Source organism: Neisseria sp. P0014.S002, from assembly GCF_051958295.1.
GTDB lineage: Bacteria > Pseudomonadota > Gammaproteobacteria > Burkholderiales > Neisseriaceae > Neisseria > Neisseria flavescens_B.
Map to the genome: position 1 here is coordinate 284,300 of NZ_JBQCVO010000001.1, position 19,867 is coordinate 304,166.

Here is a 19,867-nt window from a genome sequence, read left to right on the forward strand (position 1 = left end):
TTACGCGGCTTCCCAGTAGTCGATATAAAGCTGCAATTCGAGATTATTCCGCCATTCGTTGGCAACGGGGCGGTACACCGTGCGGATGTATTCGGGAATGTCTTCGCTACAACGCCAGAACATGGCTTCAAATTCGTAGCCGTCTTTTTGCAGCCAGACTTTTTTGTGTTTGCCCTCCGCGCCCAAAGGCTGCTGGCGGATGACGTGAAATTCGTCGGTAAAACTCGGCGGCGCGAAGCCCTGCCCCCAAACGTGGCGGGCAAGGTTCTGCGCCTGTTCCAGCGTAATATCGCGGGCAGGCAGGCTGCCGTCGGTAATATAGGTTTGCGACAAATCGTCTTCGCACACTATCTCGCGCACGGCTTCTTCAAAGGCCGTCTGAAATGCGGGAATATTGTGTTCGAGTATGCTCAAACCCGCCGCCATCGCGTGTCCGCCGAATTTCAAAATCAAATCGGGATGGCGTTTTGACACCAAGTCCAAAGCATCGCGCAGGTGCAAATTGGGAATGGAGCGTCCCGAACCGCGCACTTCGCCGTTGTCGGCAGGCGCAAACACGATGGTCGGACGATAAAAACGGTCTTTGAGGCGGCTGGCAACAATGCCGACCACGCCTTGATGGAAGTCGTCGCGATACGCCACCAACGTCGTCTGCCCTGGAGGTAGGGTTTCAGGAAAAGCATTCAGCGCGTCTTGCAGCATAGACTGCTCGATTTCGCGACGCTCGATATTGAGGTTGTTTAACTGAGCCGCCAGTTCCTGCGCTTCGGCATCATCTTGCGCCAATAGACAGGCAATGCCGACCGACATATCGTCCAGCCGTCCGGCCGCGTTGATACGCGGTCCCAACGCAAAGCCCATATCAAAAGGCTGAGCCTTGCGCCAATCCCGTCGCGCCACTTCAAACAAGGCGCGGATACCGGGACGCATTTTGCCCAAACGCATCCGTTTCAAACCTTGAGACACGAGGATACGGTTGTTGTGGTCTAGAGTGACGACGTCGGCAACGGTACCGAGTGCGACCAAATCCAAAAGGTCGCCCAGATTCGGCTCTTTTAGGCCGTCTGAAAAATAATTGCGGCGGCGCAGTTCGGCACGCAAAGCCATCAATACATAAAAAATCACGCCCACGCCCGCCAAGCTTTTGCTTTGGAAACCGCAGCCTTTTTGGTTCGGATTGACGATGATGCAGTCGGGTACAGTCTCGGCAGGCAGATGGTGGTCGGTAACAATCACATCCAAACCCAACTCCTGCGCACGCGCCACGCCTGCAATGCTGGCGATACCGTTATCCACCGTTACCAATAAATCCACACCTTGCTCTGCCGCGATTTCAGCCAGCTCGGGCGTTAAGCCGTAGCCGTGCTCAAAGCGGTTGGGCACAAGGAAATCCACTTTCGCCCCCATCGCCGCCAAACCGCTCATACCAACGGAGCAAGCGGTCGCACCGTCGGCATCGTAATCGGCGACAATCAGGATTTTTTCCTGACGCTCAATCGCATCCGCCAAACGACCGGCGGCGGCTTCGCAGTTTGTCAGCGTTTGATACGGCAAAAGTGCAGCAAGTTTGTCGTCCAACTCGGCCGGACTTTGCACATCACGCGCAGCACACAGCCGCGCAATCAAAGGATCGGTACCGGCAGTAAGCAAGTCGTTAAAAACAGTCGGATTAATGGAACGTGTTTGGATTTTGACGGACATGGTGTGTGGGATTAAATAGAGAGAAAATTAATTTTTTTAAGCATTTATTTTAAGGAGGAGGCCGTCTGAAACCTGCAATCTGTTTTCAGACGGCCTTGGATATTATTTGCGTGAAGCATCGATAATTTCACCGATCACGACATATGAGCCTGCTATCACTACGCCGACTGCGTCCAAAGCCAATGTAAATGGCGTTTTCAGGATATTCCCTGTCAACTTCCGAACGTCGGTGCTTTTTTTGGTTTCCGTATAATAAATTCTGACCGGAACGGCAGTGTCAAAACGGCGGTCTTCGGCAACATTTTTCGGCGTCGCATAATAATGACCTTCGGTAGAAATACACCGTGTGTAGACAGTTTTGTCATCGAGTTCGACCGGCTTGAACGCCAGCTGTTTTAACTTGGCAATCTCGGCAGCTTTTTGAGTATCGTAACGCAGGCAGAAATTCGAGCGAAAAGTTTGCGCTTCAGGGGATTTCAATTCAACAGGCAAAGCTTCATACACATATCTTGGGTTTTGCTGAACCATTTGAAATCGTTTGCTCAGCTTAGCATCCAAAACCGCCTTCAACTTGGCCGAATCTTTAGGATTAACGACAAACCAATATTTTCCACCCATCATGACCAAGCTGCCTGTTTCCAGTTGCGTATTGTCTTTGGCAACCACGCCAAATGCGTGAATATTGTCTTTGGCGACGGTTTTTTCGGTTGTGGTTTGCTGGAACGGGCTATTTCTTTCCCAAAGATCGTTAGTACATCCATTGAGGGTCAATACACCAATCAGCAAGGCAGTTACAGAGTGGCGAAATTTCATGGTCATCCTCCTTCGGTATTACGATACAGGCCGTCTGAAACCTGCAATCGGTTTTCAGACGGCCTTAAGGTTTATTCCTCCCAATCCTGCCCTTCTTCTGAAGCATCGGATTGACCGGCCTCCATCACTGCTTTAATTTCTTGGAACAGCGCGCGGAAGTTTTTCGGCGGTTTGTTTTGCTCCTGCTCTTTTTTGGTGTTGCGGATTAAGGTGCGCAATTTACCGGCATCGGCTTGCGGAAAATCTGCCATAAATTGGGTAATCGCGCCATCATCTGCCAACAGTCGGGTACGCGCCTGCTCGACGCGTTGCAAAAAGGCATTGTGCGCCGTATTGTCGCCGCGAAGTTTGGCCAAATAGGCTTCGATGGGCGCAGGGTCTGTATCGCGCATCAGGCGGCCGATAAATTGGGCTTGGCGTTTGAGCGCGCTGTTGGACGTGATTTTTTTATAGGTGGCAATCGCCTCGAACAGCTCTTCGTCCAAGCCGATTTTTTTCAGCGTATCGCTGGAGAGCTTGGTCAATTCCATACCCAAAGCCTGCAAATCGTTCATCTGCTTTTTCATTTGGGTTTTGCTGACCCACTCGTCTTCTTGTTCAAACATTGTGTTTCCCTGATTTTCTGAATCTGCCTATTTTATCAGTTTTCAGACGGCCTTTCCGTGCGATTTTTGCAGAGGCCGTCTGAAACGGTTAAAATGCCGCAAAACCCTGTCAGGAAACCTTTTTATGCTGTTTAACCACACACCGGACGAGCTGTTGCGCTTGTGCGGACACACGCTGGATTTGGCCAAACAATCCGGCGCCACCGCGGCCGAAGCCGATTTCAGCGAGTCGCTCGGTCAAAGCGTCAGCGTACGCTTGGGCGAAATCGAACAAATCGAGTTCCAACAAGATAAATCTTTAGACATTACGGTCTATGTCGGCCAACGCAAAGGCCGCGCCAGCACTGCCGACTTTTCCGAACGCGCCCTGCAAGATACGGTCAAAGCCGCCATCGATATTGCACGCTATACCGCCGAAGACGATTGCGCCGGCCTTGCCGATGCTGCCTTAATGGCAACCCATATCGGCGACCTCGACCGCTACCACGAATGGGATTTGAGTACCGAATCCGCCATCGATTTGGCCAAACAATGCGAACAGGCCGCGCTGTCATCGGACAAACGCATTGAAAATTCCGAAGGCGCATCGGTTCATACCGGCCATTACCAATACGTTTACGGCAACACCCACGGCTTTGCCGCACACCAGCAAAGCACGCACCACAGCATTTCTTGCAGCGTGGTCGCCAGCGACGAGCATGGCATGCAGCGCGACTATTGGTACGATTCTTCCTGCCGTCACGAAGACATGGACGCGCCCGAGCTCATCGGCCAAACCGCAGCCGAACGGACTTTACGCCGTCTGAACAGCCGCAGCGTTCCGACCGGCAGCTATCCCGTACTGTTCGACACCACTGTCGCCGTCGGCTTAATCGGCCACCTTATCGGCGCACTCAGCGGCGGCGCGCTCTACCGCCAAAGCAGCTTCCTGATTGACAGCATCGGCAAACAGGTGCTGCCCAAGTTTCTCAGCCTTCGTGAAGAACCGCATATCCTGCGCTCGTTCCGCAGCACTTATTTCGATGCCGAAGGCGTGGCCACGCAGCCTCGTTTTGTGGTAAAAGACGGCATCATCGAAGGCTATTTCCTCAGCAGTTACAGCGCGAAAAAACTCGGCATGCAGACAACAGGCAACGCCGGCGGCGCGCACAATCTGTATCTGAACCACACCCACGCCACGCAGGCCGACCTGTTGAAAGAAATGGGAACAGGTTTGCTGGTTACCGAATTGATGGGACAAGGCGTCAACGGCATTACCGGCGACTACTCGCGTGGCGCGGCCGGTTTTTGGGTGGAAAACGGCGTCATTGCCTATCCGGTTCAGGAAATCACCATTGCCGGACGCTTGCAGGACATGTACTGCGACATCACCGGCGTGGCAGACGACGCATTACGCCGTTCGTCCAACCAAATCGGCTCCATCTTGGTTTCAAAAATGACGGTTGCCGGCAACTGATTGAACTAAATATACAAAAGGCCGTCTGAAAGATATCTTTTCTTTTCAGACGGCCTCGCCGTTATCTACTTCCATAAAAAACACATCATGCATATTGTCGTTATCCCCTCTTGGTATCCTTCTTCCGAAACCGACGTGGACGGAATCTTTTTCCGCCTCCAAGCCCAAGCCCTGCAACGCGAAGGCATGAAAATCGGCATGGTCGTGCCCATGTTCCGCTACTTAAGAAGCCAGCCGAAAACCATCTTCTCGCGCTTCTACGGCCTGCGCCGCCATCAGCAAGGCGGACTCAACACTTACGCCTATGACAGCATGTATTTCTTCCCGCGCTGTCCGGTTGTCGATATCGACCGCATCCGCTGGGTCAACGCAGGCATGAAAGCTTTTGAAGCCTATATCGCTGACAACGGCAAACCCGACGTAATTCACGCCCATTGCGTCAACTACGCCGGCATTTTGGCCTGTGCCATCTTCAAAAAATACGGCATTCCCTATGTGATTACCGAACACAGCAGTGCCATTTCACGCGGCCTTGTCCGCAAAAACCAATGGCCGTCCATGCACGAAGCCGTGCGCCACAGCGCGGCACGGTTCGCCGTCAGCCGTGATTTCTGCCGCATTCTCGAAAAAACCTACGCTGGTACAGACTGGCAATACCTACCCAATATGCTGGGCGGCAATTTTGAACAGGATTTCGAGTTCCCCGAAAAAAACAATCAAGACTTTACCTTCTGCAGCGTCTCCCACCTGCGCCACCTCAAAGGCCACGACCTGCTCCTGCCTGCTTTTGCAGAAGCACTCAAAACCTATCCGCAGCTCAAACTCAAAATCGGCGGTGGCGGCGCAGAAGAAGGCCGTCTGAAACAACTGGCAAGCGACTTGGGCATCAACCACGCTGTTACCTTTACCGGCGCATTGACCACCGACCAAACCCTAGACCTTATGCGCCACAGCAACGCCTTCGTCCTCGCCAGCCGTACCGAGACCTTCGGTGTCGTCTATATCGAAGCACTGTCTCAAGGTTTACCCGTTATCGCCACACGCTGCGGCGGCCCCGAATCCATCGTCACTTCCGACAACGGCCTGCTGGTGCCAATCGAAAACATACCGGAACTGACCAAAGCATTGCTCACCCTCTACGAAACCCATGCACAATACGATTCCGTCCGTTTGCGCCAAGATTGCCTGCAACAATTTGGCAGCCGTGCCATTGCGCAACACCTGATCGACACCTTCCAAAAAGTGCTTAATAAGTAGGCATAAACCATACAGGCCGTCTGAAATCCTTCAGACGGCCTGCCTGCTTCCAACAAGACAAATCTAGTGTAAAATTAAGACAATAACTAAACTTTTTGATTTAAAATCAGTCCAAGGAAAAACTGTTACTTATAATAATATCCCCACATACATTATGCGCTATTACGGAACGATTACTCGCTGGAACAGCAAACGCGGCTTCGGTGCCGCTACCATAGAAGACACAGGCCAAGAAATCTTTCTTGCCCTTGCCGCCTTCACCACCCTTACCCGCCTTCCGGCCGAAGGGCAACACATCTCCTTCAACATCACAGAAGGCCGACGCGGCCGCAAAGAGGCCGAAAACGTCTGCTTCGCCCTCGATTGCGCCGACTGCTTCGATGTCCTCGTCCCTCCCCCCGAAAAACCCCTCGCCGGCAAACAAGCCATCGTCGGCCTGATTGCCGTTATCTTCGTCTGCAGTATTTTCGCCGTCTTGTGGTACGGCCTCCACTTTTCCGACAACACACCGGAAGAGCCTGTCGTCAAAAAACAAGAAACCATGGTTCACGAAGTAGCCGCCAAAATCGAAGCCGAACGCAAAGCATGGCGCGATGCCGTCAACGGCAGCAACCAACGCCCGGGACAGCCTCAACGTGCCAAAGATAATACTTCAAAACAATAACGCTTTATCCAATACAAAAAGGCCGTCTGAAAAAATGGGAAGATGAAATTATAGATTTCTTCCTCATTCTTTCAGACGGCCTTTGTTCTTATCTCAATTCGGCTCAGCCATTTCCAACGCTTGTTTGATGTCCACAGCCACAACGCGCGATACGCCTTTTTCCTGCATGGTTACGCCGACGAGCTGCTCCGCCATTTCCATGGTCAGGCGGTTGTGGGAGATGTAGAGGAACTGGGTTTGCGCCGACATTTCTTTGACCAGGTTGCAGAAACGCGAGGTGTTGGCATCGTCCAGCGGAGCGTCGACTTCGTCCAGAAGGCAGAAGGGGGCGGGGTTGAGGCTGAACAGGGCGAACACGAGGCTCATGGCGGTGAGGGCTTTTTCGCCGCCGGAGAGGAGGTGGATGGTGCTGTTTTTCTTGCCGGGCGGGCGCGCCATGATGGATACGCCGGCGGTCAGGAGGTCGTCGCCTATCATTTTGAGTGTGGCTTCGCCGCCACCGAACAGGGAGGGGAAGAAGGTTTGGACTTTGCCGTTGACGGCGTCGAAGGTTTCTTTGAAACGCGCTTTGGTTTTGTCGTCGATTTGGGCGATGGCTTCTTCCAAAAGTGCGATGGCGGCCTGCACGTCTTCGCTTTGGCTGCGGTAGTAGCCGTCGCGTTCGCGCGCTTCTTCGAGTTCTTGCAGGGCAGCGAGGTTGACGGCGCCGAGGGCTTCGATTTGCTGGGTGAGGCTGCCGATGCTGCTGTTCAATACTTTCGGCGATTCTTTCGCCAACGCTTCGAGTACGTCCAAATCGGCGGCGCGTTCGGTCAGGTTTTGATGGTAGCGTTTGGCATTGATCAGGGCTTCCTGCTGCTGCAACAGGGCGGTTTGGGTGGCGGCCTGAAGCTGCGGCAGCTTGGTTTGCAGGGTTTGTACGCGGGCGTATTGCTCCCTGCCCTGCTCCTGAATCTGCGCGAGTTTTTCCTGCACGGCGATGTATTCTCCGTCCAGCGTGTGCACGGCTTCGGTCAGCTCGTCGAGCTTGATGTGCTGCTCGTCGTTTTGGAACTCGGTTTCATAGGCGAGGGCAAGCTCTTGCTGGCGTTCCTGCCAGTCTAGGGTTTGCTGTTCGAGTCGGGCGATTTGCTGTTGGTAGTTTTGTTTTTGCTGGTTGAGTTTGTGGACGGCGACTTCGGCCAGCCCGTATTGGCGGTTGGCTTCCAACAGGGCAAGCTGCGCCTGTTTCAGACGGCCTTGCTGCTCTTGGCGGCTGTGTGCGGTGGTTTGCTGCTGGTGTTCGAGTTCAGCGGCGGCCTCTTGCAAGGTAACGATGTCGTCTGCAAGGCCGTCTGAAGTATGTTGCAACACGGTCTGCTCTTCTGCCAACTGCGCCAGTTCACGGGCGATGTGTTCGCGGCGGATTTGCCCTTGGTTGGTACGCGCCAGAAGTTCGGCGGCGCGTTGCTGCGCCTGGCTGTATTGGCGCGTGTGCTGCTGTTGCTGCTGCATCAGGTTTTTGTGCTGCACTTCGGACGAGCGCACGGCGGCTTCCGCCTGTTTGAACGCGGCTTCGGCGGCGGAGAGTTCGGGGGCGAGGTTGTCCAATTCGGACACGATGCCGTCAAGGCGTGCTTTTTGGGCAATCAGGCTTTCCTGCTCAAGTTTGGCATAGAGCAGGACGCTGACTTTATCAACCTGATGGCCTTCGGGCGTGAGCCAGATTTGATGCGTGCCCAAATCGCTTTGATGCGCGAGGGCGTAGCTCAAATCGGGCGCGCACAATACGCCGTCGAGCCAGTGGTGCAATGCCGTCTGAAACGGCGGCTGCGCTTGGATTTGGTTCAACAGTGCTTGTACGGGCAGGGATTTTTTGATGCCGCCGGAAAGATCGTCTGAAAGCCATGCCGCCTGTCCCTGCGGCAAAGGCGTAGGGGGAACGAAGCCGTGCGGCACGCTACGGGCGTGCAGACGTTCGGCAAGGATGACGGACAAGGCGTGCTGCCACTCGGCGGGCGCGGTGATGTGTTGCCACAGTTGCGGCGCGGCGGCGTGGTCGGTTACCTGCCAGAAGTCGGCGGCTTCCTGCTGTTGCGACAGGATTTGCGACAACGCCTGCTGCTGCGCCTGCAAGGTAATGTGTTGCTGCTTCAGGCTTTGGAAGCGGTTTGAGGCCGTCTGAAACGCCTCGCGGGCGGCATGCAAGGCTTCTTCGGCGGCGATGATTTGTTCTTCGTAATGCTCTTGCTGGCTTTGCAACAAGGCGGCGGCTTCCTGCGCGGCGGCGGTTTCCGCTTCGTCGGGCAGGTTCAGGGCTTGGTTTTCCTGTTTCAGACGACCTTTGCGCTCTTCGTGCTTGGCAACAATTTGTTCGGCATGGGCAAGCTGCTGCTGCTTCAACGCCAGTTCGCGGCGGATGCGGTTTGCCTCGTCCTGCTGGGTTTGGAAGGCGGCGTTAAGCGTGGCTTGGGCTTCTTCCAATTCGGGCAGACTCTCTTCGTGTTCGGCAACCTGCATCGCCCACTCCGCCAATTCGGTTTGCTTTTCTTCGACGTATAACTCGTTTTCTTCCAGCTTGACGCGGATTTGCTGCTGCTCTTGATGGATGCGTTGCAACTGCGCCTGCGCCGCCTGCTTGTCGCGTTCGATGCGTTGGTGCAGGTTTTGCTGATGGCGGATTTGTTCTTCCAAACGGGCAATCTGCTCGCGCAACACGCCGCGTTTGTTGCTCAATTCATGTACCGCCTGCTGCTGCGACTGCTCGGCGGTCTGCAAGGCGTGTACTTCGTCGTTTAACGCCTGAACCTGCGCGGCGGTTTCGTCCTGCTGCGCCTGCAAAGACTGATGCTGCGCGGTCGCCTTGTCGGCGGCGGCAAGCGATTGCTGCCATTGGGCGTAATCGAGCAAATCCTGCTGGCGGTTCAACTGCGCGGTCAGTGATTTGTAGCGTTCGGCAGTTTCCGCTTGTTTTTCCAGCTTTTCCACCTGACGCGCCAACTCGTTCTGCAAATCGCCCAAACGCTGCAAATGCTCGCGCGTGTCTTTCAGACGACCTTCCGTCTCCTTGCGGCGTTCCTTATATTTGGACACGCCCGCCGCCTCCTCGATATAGGCGCGTAACTCCTCCGGCCGCGCTTCGATGATGCGCGAAATCATCCCCTGTTCGATAACGGCATAACCGCGCGCGCCCACGCCCGTACCCAAAAATAAATCGGTAATGTCGCGGCGGCGCACGGTCTGATTATTGATGAAATAAGTCGATTCGCCCTGACGCGTCAGCTGCCGCTTGATGCTCACCTCGGCATACTGCCCCCACGCCCCTTGCAAACTGTGGTCGCTGTTGTCAAACACCAGCTCCACCGAAGCCCTCGGCGCAGGACGGCGCGTCGCCGCACCGTTAAAAATCACGTCCTGCATACTCTCGCCGCGAAGCTGCTTCGCCGAAGCCTCGCCCAACACCCAGCGCACCGCGTCAATCACATTCGACTTGCCGCAGCCGTTCGGCCCGATAACCGCAACAAGCTGCCCCGGCACATGAATTGTGGTCGGGTCGGTAAAAGATTTGAAGCCGGAGAGTTTGATGTGGGTAAGGCGCATGGCAATGTTTCGAATCTGAAAAGAAGGCGTATTTTAACGGAAATACGCTTATCCGTTGAGAGAAAAGCATCCATAAAGTCCGACTGCTTTTTTATCTTCAAAAGGCCGTCTGAAAAGTTTGTTAAAAAGAAACAGGCCAGCTATCGAACCCACTAAAATATTTAAAATAAATTCATATAAAACAATTAACTAAAAAAATACCCACCCAACCACCTTACCTTTGATTAATTTTTGTACAGAAATGCAAACAAACTGTTTATTTTTTTATGATTTATGGTTATTATCGGAAATTAAAGGTTTAAAAATCAGATAAACGATCTCTCCGACCTTTTCATCAAGCGAATAACTATATAGGGAATCTCATGTCAAACATCCAAACCAAACTTAAAACCATCGTTTTTACAGCCGTCAGCGCAGCCATTTTGTCCGCATGCGGTGGTGGCGGAGGCGGCGGTTCATCTGCTTTAAGCACCGGCGCGACTCCTACCAATAATACCGGCAATTCTGCTGGCAACAATGGCAATTCTGCCAATAACAACAGCAATGCCAACACTCAGAAAGCGCCGTCTACTACGCTCACCAACCGTGCCGACAACCTTGCCGAACTGACCGATGAAGCTCCAATCGATCCAGCCAACGTTAGCCAGCCTTTGCACACACATTTCATCTCCTCCAAAGGTGCGCAGCAATCCAATCCTAACGTACAAATCCGCAAAGATGCCACAGGCAAAATGTTCCAAACAGACAATCAAGATCGCAACCAAAATGGCCTGATCAGTTCTATTGACTTTAACAGCAATGATGAAGTCAAAATGGACGGCGTTGTATTGTTTAACAAAACCAGCAATGGCAGCGCAACCCAACCTACATGGACAAGTTATGCTTCTGTTATTGCCAAAGTATATTCAAAAGGCAATACTCAAACTGATGTCAGCGAACAAACAGGCAAAGAGAAAAATACCGAATTCGCATACGGCAAATCAACTTTGGATGAACGTATTGTTGAACTTTATAAGAAATTAGAAGCTGAAAAAGAAAATCTAAAAAAAGAACAAAACACAGAGTCTGGTCAAGTTGATCATGACAAAATAAAGGAAATTAAAGCTAAAATTGAAGAATTAGACTCTTTATACCAAAAAAATCTGCAACATCGCACTGGTCTGGCAACCTTTAATAAAATTGACAGCAATAAGTTAGCCTACTTCCGTACCGATAAAAACGGCTTAGTTTTTGACAAACAATTCGACGGTGTCTATGTCATCAATTTTGATGACGGCACCAAAATTGTGTTGCATGATCCTTCTGCGGCCGGCTGGACATATCAAACCTTCGCGCATTACACCGACCCTAAAGGACATGTATACCAAGGCTACCAAAGCTTGGGTGATGAAACTGTCTTCACTACCCTGCCTGCAAAAGGTACAGCCACCTACAAAGGTATTTCCACTGCCTATGTGGTTACCGACAAGAACAATCGTCAGTTGACTTCCAATGTCATGGCTATCGTTGATTTCGGCCTCAAAGGTGTCCGTTTTGAAACGTCAAACTCACACTTCCATACTTTGGAAAATGGTAAGCGCGTATCTGAAGCAGATAAAAACTACGATTTCAAAGGTACGGCAAGCTGGAAAGACGGCAACCTCTTCTCCGGTAAAGTCAACACGACCGATAACAAGTTAAGCGGCAACCTGAACGGCAAATTCTACGGCCCCAATGCTGCAGAAATCGGCGGCACTTACGGCTTGAAAAACAAAGATGCAACCGAACACTTAATCGGTGGCTATGGCGCGAAACGTCAATAAACCTGCCTAAACAAAAGGCCGTCTGAAGTTTCAGACGGCCTTTTTATTTTCAACTTGGATTACACCGATACGGCTGCTTTGATGTGCGGATGCGGGTCATAACCTTCCAACTCGAAGTCTTCAAATTTGAAGGCAAACAAGTCTTTGACTTCAGGGTTGATTTTCATGGTCGGCAGGCTTCGGAAATCGCGGCTTAATTGCAGTTGGGCCTGCTCGATATGGTTGCTGTACAAATGCGCATCGCCAAACGTATGGATAAATTCACCGGCTTCTAAGCCGCATACTTGCGCCATCATCATGGTCAACAATGCGTAGCTGGCGATGTTGAACGGCACGCCAAGGAAAATATCGGCGCTGCGTTGGTAAAGCTGGCAGGATAGTTTGCCGTTGGCAACGTAAAACTGAAACAGCGCGTGGCAAGGCGGCAAGGCCATTTCGTCGACCAAAGCCGGATTCCATGCCGATACAATCAGACGGCGCGAGTCGGGATTTTTTTTGATTTGTTCCACCACATTGGCAATTTGGTCGATATGGCGGCCGTCGGGTGCAGGCCAGCTGCGCCATTGGTAGCCGTAAACCGGGCCCAAATCGCCGTTTTCATCCGCCCATTCGTCCCAAATGGAAACGTTGTTGTCTTTCAGGTATTTGATGTTGGTATCGCCTTTAAGAAACCAAAGCAACTCATGAATAATCGAGCGCAGATGCAGTTTTTTGGTGGTCAACAGCGGAAAGCCTTCACTCAAATCAAAACGCATTTGGTAACCGAACACGGAACGTGTACCGGTGCCGGTACGGTCGGATTTGTCGATACCATTGTCGAGAACATGGCGCATAAGGTCGTGATAGGCTTTCATGTGTTTCCTTAGTGTATGTGTTGTGGGAATTTCGTGTGTATTGTACCGAATTTTCAGACGGCCTGCCTCCCTGTCTTCAATGGGGCGACCTTCCCCATATTCGCGTAGTACACTCATTAACAATGTTGACAATTTAGCGCTAATTTACACAAATTTTGAGCTGAATTAAATTTTTACAAAAAATTTTTCAACATTTTCTAGTTTAATTACTTAGTATTTTATTTTTAATAGAACATATTTTATGAAATATTTTTAGATATTTTTAATTAAATTTAAAATATAATTCTATTTTTATAAATTGGTAAAAAAATAATGTCAACAATCTGGGTAAAATTTTTCTTGGCAAGTAAAATTTTTACAGCTATATTTCAAAATATAAATATTGAAACATCTCACTTAATAGGAGTAGAAAAATGACCGACCTGAACACTCTATTTACCAATCTCAAACAACGCAACCCCAACCAAGAACCCTTCCATCAAGCTGTTGAAGAAGTGTTCATGAGTTTGGATCCGTTTTTGGCGAAAAACCCGAAATACACCCAACAAAGCCTGCTTGAGCGTATTGTTGAACCGGAGCGTGTGATTATGTTCCGCGTCACTTGGATGGACGACAAAGGCCAAGTCCAAGTCAACCGCGGCTACCGCATTCAAATGAATTCCGCCATCGGCCCTTACAAAGGCGGCTTGCGTTTCCACCCTACCGTCGATTTAGGCGTGTTGAAATTCCTCGCTTTTGAACAAGTCTTCAAAAATGCGCTGACCACCCTGCCTATGGGCGGTGGCAAAGGCGGTTCCGACTTTGATCCTAAAGGCAAATCCGATGCCGAAGTAATGCGCTTCTGCCAAGCCTTTATGACCGAACTCTACCGCCACATCGGCGCCGACACCGACGTCCCTGCCGGCGATATCGGCGTAGGCGGCCGCGAAATCGGCTATCTGTTCGGCCAATACAAAAAAATCCGCAACGAATTTGCTTCCGTCCTGACCGGTAAAGGCCTCGAATGGGGCGGCAGCCTGATTCGCCCTGAAGCTACCGGCTACGGCTGCGTGTATTTTGCCCAAGCCATGTTGGAAACCCGCAACGACAGCATCGAAGGCAAACGCGTGTTGATTTCCGGCTCCGGCAACGTGGCGCAATACGCTGCCGAAAAAGCCATCCAACTAGGTGCAAAAGTATTGACCGTTTCCGACTCCAATGGCTTTGTCCTCTTCCCTGACAGCGGTATGACCGAAGCGCAACTGGCCGCTTTGATCGAGCTGAAAGAAGTGCGCCGCGAACGTGTGGCCACTTACGCCAAAGAACAAGGCCTGCAATACTTTGAAAACCAAAAACCGTGGAACATTGCGGCCGAAGTCGCCCTGCCTTGCGCCACCCAAAACGAATTGGATGCAGATGCCGCCAAAATCCTGCTGGCAAACGGTTGCTATGTAGTTGCCGAAGGTGCGAACATGCCGTCAACTTTGGGCGCAGTCGAACAATTTATCAAAGCCGGCATCCTCTACGCTCCGGGCAAAGCCTCTAACGCCGGCGGCGTAGCGACTTCAGGTTTGGAAATGAGTCAAAACGCCATCCGCCTGTCTTGGACACGCGAAGAAGTGGACAGCCGCCTGTTTGACATCATGCACAACATCCACGAATCCTGCCTGAAATACGGTAAAGTCGGCGACACAGTAAACTACGTCAATGGTGCGAACATTGCCGGTTTCGTCAAAGTTGCCGATGCCATGTTGGCGCAAGGTTTCTAAAAGCTGCATCAACGCAAATCAAAAGGCCGTCTGAAATATTTCAGACGGCCTTTTTCTTTTAAAGCAAACCTTATACGCCCAAATAACCTTCCCTGCTGGAAAGCCATCTTGCCAAATGCGCTTCGACGATTTCGGGGTTTTGTTCAATCAACAAAGGGGCGATTTCGCGCGCTTGTTCTAAAAGGTGTAAGTCTTCTTCAAGGTTGGCGAAGCGCAGCATGGGAACGCCGCTTTGACGCGCACCGAGAAATTCGCCGGGGCCGCGGATGTTGAGGTCTTGGCGGGCGATTTCAAAGCCGTCGGTGTGTTCGTAGATGACTTTCAGTCGCGCTTTGGCGAGTTCGCTCAAGGGTTCGGCAAACAGGAGGACGCACACGCTTTCTGCCGCGCCACGCCCTACCCGTCCGCGTAATTGGTGCAGCTGCGCTAAGCCCATGCGCTCGGCGTGTTCGATGACCATCAGGGCGGCGTTGGGCACATCTACGCCGACTTCGATAACGGTGGTGGCAACCAAGACGTTCAGACGACCTGCGGCAAATTCTGCCATGACTTCGGCTTTTTCGGCGGCTTTCATGCGCCCGTGTACCAAGCCGATGCTGAGTTCGGGCAAGGCTGCCTGAAGCTGCTCTAGGGTTTCGGTGGCGGTTTGCAGTTGCAGGGTTTCGCTTTCTTCAATCAGCGGGCAGACCCAGTATGCCTGCTGCCCTTTGCGACAAATATTAAGGACGAAGCCTTCGACTTCGGCGCGGCGGACGTTGTTGACGAGGCGGGTTTTAATCGGGGTGCGACCGGGTGGCAATTCGTCGATAACAGACACGTCTAAGTCGGCGAAGAAACTCATGGCGAGCGTGCGCGGGATGGGCGTGGCGGACATCATCAGCTGGTGAACATCGCACCCTTTATTTTTAAGGGCAAGGCGTTGAGCGACGCCGAAGCGGTGTTGTTCGTCCACAATCACCAAGCCGAGATTTTGAAACTCGACGTCGTCTGAAAACAGGGCGTGCGTGCCGACAGCGATTTTGGCAGAGCCGTCAGCCAGTTTGGCTTTGGCTTCGTCTTTGGCTTTTTTGCGCTGGCTACCGGAAAGCCAAACAACCTCAAGGCCTAAAGGCTCAAGCCATTGTTTGAACTTGATGAAATGCTGTTCGGCAAGGATTTCGGTCGGCGCCATTACAGCCACCTGCGCGCCGGATTCAATGGCGGTCAGCGCGGACAAAGCAGCCACAATGGTTTTGCCGCTGCCGACATCGCCTTGCAGCAGGCGGTGCATGGGATGGGTTTGCGCCATATCGCGGCAGATTTCGGAAACAACTCTTTCTTGCGCATCAGTCAGGGCAAACGGCAAAGCGTGGCGCAAGGCTTGAGTCAATGTGCCGTCGCCGCCCAATGCCGTGGCCGAGCCGCTGACGCGCTTCTGCCGTGCCAAGCGCATGGAAAGTTGTTGTGCCAAAAGTTCGTCAAATTTGAGCCGTTGCCATGCAGGGAGCGCGCCGTCGGAAAGCTGATGGATGGTAAAACTCGGCGGCGGTGAATGCAAAAGGCGTAGGCTTTCGGCAAGGTGCGGCAATTTCAGACGGCCTAATAAAGCATCGGGTAAGGTGTCGTGCAGCGGCGTAACGTCCAAGGCCGTCTGAATAATACGGCGCAAAGTGGGTTGATTTAAACCGTTTACGGTCGGATAAATCGGCGTGAGGCTTTCTGCCAAACCGCTGTTTTCGGCATCGCGGATTTTAGGGTGAATCATCTCGTCGCCGTGAAACCCATGCTTGATTTCGCCCACGGCGCGGATGCGTTTGCCGACTGCCATCTGTTTCTGGTTGCTGGCGTAAAAGTGGATGAAGCGCAGAAAAAGGACGCTGCCGGAACCATCGACGATTTGGACAATCAACTGCTTGCGCGGCTTAAAAGTTACTTCCTGATGAATGACTTCGCCCTCAACCTGACACGGCACGCCGATCGGCGCATCCTTAATCGGCATGATGTGCGTCTCGTCCTCGTAACGCAACGGCAGGTGCAACACCAAATCCCATGCGGTATGGAGGTTGAGTTTTTCGAGTTTCTTGGCGGAAACATCGGTGATTTTGAGCTGTTTTTGGGTTTCGGGCGTCATCTTAAAAGGCAGCTGATTGAAAGTTTGCTGTATTTTATCCGAAAACAAAAAGGCCGTCTGAACGCAATGTTTCAGACGGCCTTAATTTAGGTATAACGCGATTAAGCGTTAGCTCCCTGTTGTTCTTGGTAGATTGCTTCAAAGTTGATCGGAGCAAGCAGTACAGGTGGGAAGCCGGCGCGGGTTACGCTATTGGAAATGGCTTCGCGTGCGTAAGGGAACAGGATATTCGGACAAGCAACGCCCAACAGCAGTTGTACGTCTTCTTCTGGAATGTTTTCCAGACGGAAGATGCCGCTTTGGGTAACTTCGTTCAAGAACATGGTGCGCTCTTCGTTCAGTTTGGCAGTCACGGTAACGGTAACGTCAACGCTGTAGAAGCCGTCTTCCAGTTTGGTGTTGCCGGTAGAAACGCGCATATCCACTTCAGGCTCGCCTTGTTCCAAGAAGATTTGTGGTGCGTGAGGCACTTCCAAAGACAAGTCTTTTACATACAGACGCTCAACGCTGAATACGGGTTGCAATTCTTCGCTCATTTTATTTTCCTAAGTTAAGGGTTAAGGATTCAGTAATTCGTCCAACTTGCCTTCCTGCTGCAAGCGGTACAAATCGGTAAAGCCACCGACATGGGTATCGCCGATAAAAATCTGCGGCACACTGCGCTGGCCGGAAAGCTGCTGCATTTCGGCAAAAACTTCCGGATTGCCGTCGATGCGGATTTCGTTGATTTCTTTCACACCCACCGCCTGCAACAGCCTTTTCGCCATGGTGCAGTACGGGCAATATGGACCGGTATAAACAGTAACGGTTTGCATGATTTCTTCCAAAATACCAATGTTCATGACTATATGGGCATAGGTGCTATTTTACAAGTGTTCCCGCCGTACGGTTGTAAAAAACATTCAGACGGCCTCTTAACCATAAACATTTGTGCAGATGCGGAAAAACCATAATTAAAGTATGATAAGCGCTTTCGCAGAATGACTTTTGCCATTTGTTTTTTTGAGAAGAACACATCGCAAAAGTTTTTCTATTCAAAATCAGGTATCCCCATGCTTTCAGGAATTCCCATCCCCAAGGACGCCGTGCGTCCGCCCGAAACCGTCCTCGTCAACATTACGCCGCAAGAAACGCGTGTGGCCGTTTTGGAAGAGAACAATATCTGCGAGCTGCACATCGAGCGCAACAGCGGCCACAGCTTGGTCGGCAATATTTATTTGGGCGTCGTCAAACGCGTCCTTCCCGGCATGCAAAGCGCGTTTATCGATATCGGCTTGGAACGCGCCGCGTTTTTGCATATCGTCGACGTCCTCGAACAACGCCGCAATCCGGACGAAACCCAACGCATCGAACACATGCTCTTTGAAGGTCAGTCTGTCTTGGTTCAGGTCATCAAAGACCCCATCAACACCAAAGGCGCACGCCTGTCCACCCAAATCTCGCTGGCCGGCCGTTTCCTCGTCCATCTTCCGCAAGAAGACCACATCGGCATTTCCCAACGCATTGAAGACGATGCCGAACGCAGCAACCTGAGGGAGCGCCTCAACAACCTGCTGCCCGAAAACGCCTGCCACGGCTACATCATCCGCACCAACGCCGAAAACGCTTCCGATGCCCAACTGCAATCAGACATCAACTATCTGACCAAAGTGTGGGAACACATTCAAAAACAGGCAAAAATTCAGCCGCCTGAAACCCTGCTCTATCAAGATTTGCCTTTGAGCCTGCGCGTATTGCGCGATATGTTCAGCCTTGATACGCACAAAATCCTGGTCGACTCGACTGAAAACCACCGCCGCATGACCCAGTTTGCCGAACAATACGTTCAAGGTGCATTGGGCAAAATCGAGCTGTTCAAAGGCGAACGGCCCCTATTTGAAACCCACAACATCGAGCAGGAAATCGCCCGCGCCCTGCAACCGCGCGTCAACCTCAACTTTGGCAGCTACCTCATCATCGAGTCCACCGAAGCCATGACCACCATCGATGTCAACACCGGCGGCTTTGTCGGCGCGCGCAATTTTGATGAAACCATCTTCCGCACCAACCTCGAAGCCTGCCACACCATCGCCCGCGAACTTCGCCTGCGTAATCTCGGCGGCATCATCATCATCGACTTCATCGATATGGCGCAGGAAATCCACCGCGAAGCCGTCCTGCAAGAGCTTGCCAAAGCCCTCGCCTTCGACCGCACCCGCGTCACCCTCAACGGCTTTACCAGCCTGGGTCTTGTCGAACTGACCCGCAAACGTTCGCGTGAAAACTTAAGCCAAATCCTCTGCGAACCCTGCCCTTCCTGCCAAGGCCGAGGCCGTCTGAAAACGCCGCAAACCGTGTGCTACGAAATCCAACGCGAAATCGTCCGCGAAGCGCGCCGCTACGATGTCCAAGCCTTCCGCATTTTGGCCGCTCCGAATGTCATCGACTTGTTCCTAGACGAAGAGTCCCAATCGCTAGCGATGTTGATAGACTTTATCGGCAAACCGATTTCGCTGGCAGTCGAAACCGCCTACACGCAGGAACAATACGATATCGTGTTGCTGTAAAGATAAAAGGCCGTCTGAAAACTTTTCAGACGGCCTTCTTGTTTGAGTAAATAAAGATTACGGTTTCACTACTTTACCGTTGATTTTGACGGAAGTCAGTTTCAGGTTGTAGGTTTTGCCGTCATCGGTATAGCTGATTTGCGCAGGGATATTGTCGATATCGGAAGCAAAAGAGTAAGTAACGGTATCGTCGCCGCGGCGGACGCGATATTTGCTCACAGGCGTTGTACCGCCATTCAGTTTATAGCTTTCACTACCGATTTTGTTCATGCTGCCGACGGTATACAGTTTTTTACCGTTGGTAATTTTCAAACCTGACGGCAGGCGCACATCATTGGCGGCCAGTTGCCATGCCAAAGTGAACAAGTCCATAGCAGGGCCGGATTTTTCGGTTTTCAAATCACCTGCTTTGCCGTAAGTGATGTTGCCGCCGGAGAATTTGGCCTCGGCATACAATTTACCGCCGCGTACATCTTTGTAGTAAGACGGATTCAAGATTGTGCCGTTGATGCTGCCGCCAGATTCAAAGCGGATATTGTAAAGCGGTACTTTAATGGTAGAGACGATTTTGTATTGGTTGCCGCTGCGGGTGAAGGTCATGGTCGCAGGAATACCGTAGCTGCCTGAGTATTGCAAAACGGCAGATTGCGGCAATTCAGCGGCTTGTGCGCCGATAGAGGCAGTGAGCAGGGAAAGTGTCAGCAGGGTTGTTTTAATCGGATTCATGATGTT

Annotated in this window: 15 protein-coding genes; 6 read left to right on the plus strand and 9 right to left on the minus strand. The window is 51.9% G+C overall.

All coding sequences use genetic code 11. From position 1 onward, the window contains the following. From recJ to yjgA, 3 genes are all read right to left on the minus strand, one after another. Entirely contained in the window at window positions 1-1,701 is a 1,701-nt protein-coding gene (gene recJ, locus ACTHSX_RS01335) for a single-stranded-DNA-specific exonuclease RecJ (protein ID WP_440376532.1), read from the minus strand. A gap of 102 nt (window positions 1,702-1,803) precedes the next feature. Further along, window positions 1,804-2,514 (minus strand): hypothetical protein, encoded by a 711-nt coding sequence (locus ACTHSX_RS01340; protein ID WP_440376531.1) that lies wholly within the window; start codon window positions 2,512-2,514, stop codon window positions 1,804-1,806. Window positions 2,515-2,585: 71 nt separating this feature from the next. After that, a complete protein-coding gene (yjgA, locus tag ACTHSX_RS01345) occupies window positions 2,586-3,119 on the minus strand; it encodes a ribosome biogenesis factor YjgA (RefSeq protein ID WP_070645101.1) in 534 nt (177 codons plus the stop codon). 124 nt (window positions 3,120-3,243) lie between these two features. Here yjgA and pmbA point away from each other — a divergent pair, with 124 nt between their 5' ends. The 3 genes from pmbA to ACTHSX_RS01360 all read left to right on the plus strand — a co-directional run bounded on the left by pmbA (window position 3,244) and on the right by ACTHSX_RS01360 (window position 6,496). Next, window positions 3,244-4,575, plus strand: coding sequence for a metalloprotease PmbA (pmbA, locus tag ACTHSX_RS01350; protein WP_440376530.1), 1,332 nt, complete (start codon window positions 3,244-3,246; stop codon window positions 4,573-4,575). Between the two features lie 87 nt (window positions 4,576-4,662). After that, a complete protein-coding gene (locus ACTHSX_RS01355; RefSeq protein ID WP_440376529.1) occupies window positions 4,663-5,832 on the plus strand; it encodes a glycosyltransferase in 1,170 nt (389 codons plus the stop codon). A 154-nt stretch (window positions 5,833-5,986) separates the two neighbouring features. Continuing rightward, window positions 5,987-6,496: a cold-shock protein gene (locus tag ACTHSX_RS01360; protein ID WP_440376528.1), complete on the plus strand. Its 510-nt coding sequence runs from the start codon at window positions 5,987-5,989 to the stop codon at window positions 6,494-6,496. Between the two features lie 93 nt (window positions 6,497-6,589). Here ACTHSX_RS01360 and smc read toward each other — a convergent pair whose 3' ends face one another. Beyond that, entirely contained in the window at window positions 6,590-10,075 is a 3,486-nt protein-coding gene (gene smc / locus ACTHSX_RS01365) for a chromosome segregation protein SMC (protein WP_440376527.1), read from the minus strand. Window positions 10,076-10,437: 362 nt separating this feature from the next. Between smc and ACTHSX_RS01370 the strand changes: the two genes are divergently transcribed. Further along, a complete protein-coding gene (locus ACTHSX_RS01370) occupies window positions 10,438-11,877 on the plus strand; it encodes a transferrin-binding protein-like solute binding protein (protein ID WP_440376526.1) in 1,440 nt (479 codons plus the stop codon). 59 nt (window positions 11,878-11,936) lie between these two features. On the opposite strand, the gene ACTHSX_RS01375 is transcribed toward ACTHSX_RS01370, so the two are convergent. Further along, complete coding sequence (locus ACTHSX_RS01375) at window positions 11,937-12,731, minus strand: thymidylate synthase (protein ID WP_049348902.1); 795 nt, start codon at window positions 12,729-12,731, stop codon at window positions 11,937-11,939. 413 nt (window positions 12,732-13,144) lie between these two features. Between ACTHSX_RS01375 and gdhA the strand changes: the two genes are divergently transcribed. Continuing rightward, a complete protein-coding gene (gdhA, locus tag ACTHSX_RS01380) occupies window positions 13,145-14,479 on the plus strand; it encodes an NADP-specific glutamate dehydrogenase (RefSeq protein WP_440376525.1) in 1,335 nt (444 codons plus the stop codon). A gap of 70 nt (window positions 14,480-14,549) precedes the next feature. Here gdhA and recG read toward each other — a convergent pair whose 3' ends face one another. From recG to grxC, 3 genes are all read right to left on the minus strand, one after another. Further along, window positions 14,550-16,589, minus strand: a complete 2,040-nt coding sequence (gene recG / locus ACTHSX_RS01385; protein WP_440376524.1) for an ATP-dependent DNA helicase RecG — start codon at window positions 16,587-16,589, stop codon at window positions 14,550-14,552. A gap of 101 nt (window positions 16,590-16,690) precedes the next feature. Further along, entirely contained in the window at window positions 16,691-17,125 is a 435-nt protein-coding gene (secB, locus tag ACTHSX_RS01390; protein WP_003682271.1) for a protein-export chaperone SecB, read from the minus strand. 21 nt (window positions 17,126-17,146) lie between these two features. Further along, the gene (gene grxC, locus ACTHSX_RS01395) at window positions 17,147-17,404 is read right to left on the minus strand and encodes a glutaredoxin 3 (RefSeq protein ID WP_003684090.1); all 258 of its coding nucleotides are present in this window, start codon (window positions 17,402-17,404) and stop codon (window positions 17,147-17,149) included. Between the two features lie 237 nt (window positions 17,405-17,641). Here grxC and ACTHSX_RS01400 point away from each other — a divergent pair, with 237 nt between their 5' ends. Next, window positions 17,642-19,135, plus strand: a complete 1,494-nt coding sequence (locus ACTHSX_RS01400) for an Rne/Rng family ribonuclease (protein WP_440376523.1) — start codon at window positions 17,642-17,644, stop codon at window positions 19,133-19,135. Window positions 19,136-19,192: 57 nt separating this feature from the next. On the opposite strand, the gene ACTHSX_RS01405 is transcribed toward ACTHSX_RS01400, so the two are convergent. After that, complete coding sequence (locus ACTHSX_RS01405; protein WP_314596784.1) at window positions 19,193-19,861, minus strand: DUF3108 domain-containing protein; 669 nt, start codon at window positions 19,859-19,861, stop codon at window positions 19,193-19,195. Window positions 19,862-19,867: the final 6 nt, after the last annotated feature.

Bases quoted from the DNA above. Each gene is read 5' to 3' on its own strand.
- ACTHSX_RS01355 (WP_440376529.1), top strand. From the start codon at position 4,663: ATGCATATTGTCGTTATCCCCTCTTGGTATCCTTCTTCCGAAACCGAC.
- yjgA (WP_070645101.1), bottom strand. From the start codon at position 3,119: ATGTTTGAACAAGAAGACGAGTGGGTCAGCAAAACCCAAATGAAAAAG.
- pmbA (WP_440376530.1), top strand. From the start codon at position 3,244: ATGCTGTTTAACCACACACCGGACGAGCTGTTGCGCTTGTGCGGACAC.
- recJ (WP_440376532.1), bottom strand. From the start codon at position 1,701: ATGTCCGTCAAAATCCAAACACGTTCCATTAATCCGACTGTTTTTAAC.
- recG (WP_440376524.1), bottom strand. From the start codon at position 16,589: ATGACGCCCGAAACCCAAAAACAGCTCAAAATCACCGATGTTTCCGCC.
- ACTHSX_RS01360 (WP_440376528.1), top strand. From the start codon at position 5,987: ATGCGCTATTACGGAACGATTACTCGCTGGAACAGCAAACGCGGCTTC.
- ACTHSX_RS01400 (WP_440376523.1), top strand. From the start codon at position 17,642: ATGCTTTCAGGAATTCCCATCCCCAAGGACGCCGTGCGTCCGCCCGAA.
- ACTHSX_RS01405 (WP_314596784.1), bottom strand. From the start codon at position 19,861: ATGAATCCGATTAAAACAACCCTGCTGACACTTTCCCTGCTCACTGCC.
- ACTHSX_RS01375 (WP_049348902.1), bottom strand. From the start codon at position 12,731: ATGAAAGCCTATCACGACCTTATGCGCCATGTTCTCGACAATGGTATC.
- smc (WP_440376527.1), bottom strand. From the start codon at position 10,075: ATGCGCCTTACCCACATCAAACTCTCCGGCTTCAAATCTTTTACCGAC.
- secB (WP_003682271.1), bottom strand. From the start codon at position 17,125: ATGAGCGAAGAATTGCAACCCGTATTCAGCGTTGAGCGTCTGTATGTA.
- ACTHSX_RS01340 (WP_440376531.1), bottom strand. From the start codon at position 2,514: ATGAAATTTCGCCACTCTGTAACTGCCTTGCTGATTGGTGTATTGACC.
- gdhA (WP_440376525.1), top strand. From the start codon at position 13,145: ATGACCGACCTGAACACTCTATTTACCAATCTCAAACAACGCAACCCC.
- grxC (WP_003684090.1), bottom strand. From the start codon at position 17,404: ATGCAAACCGTTACTGTTTATACCGGTCCATATTGCCCGTACTGCACC.
- ACTHSX_RS01370 (WP_440376526.1), top strand. From the start codon at position 10,438: ATGTCAAACATCCAAACCAAACTTAAAACCATCGTTTTTACAGCCGTC.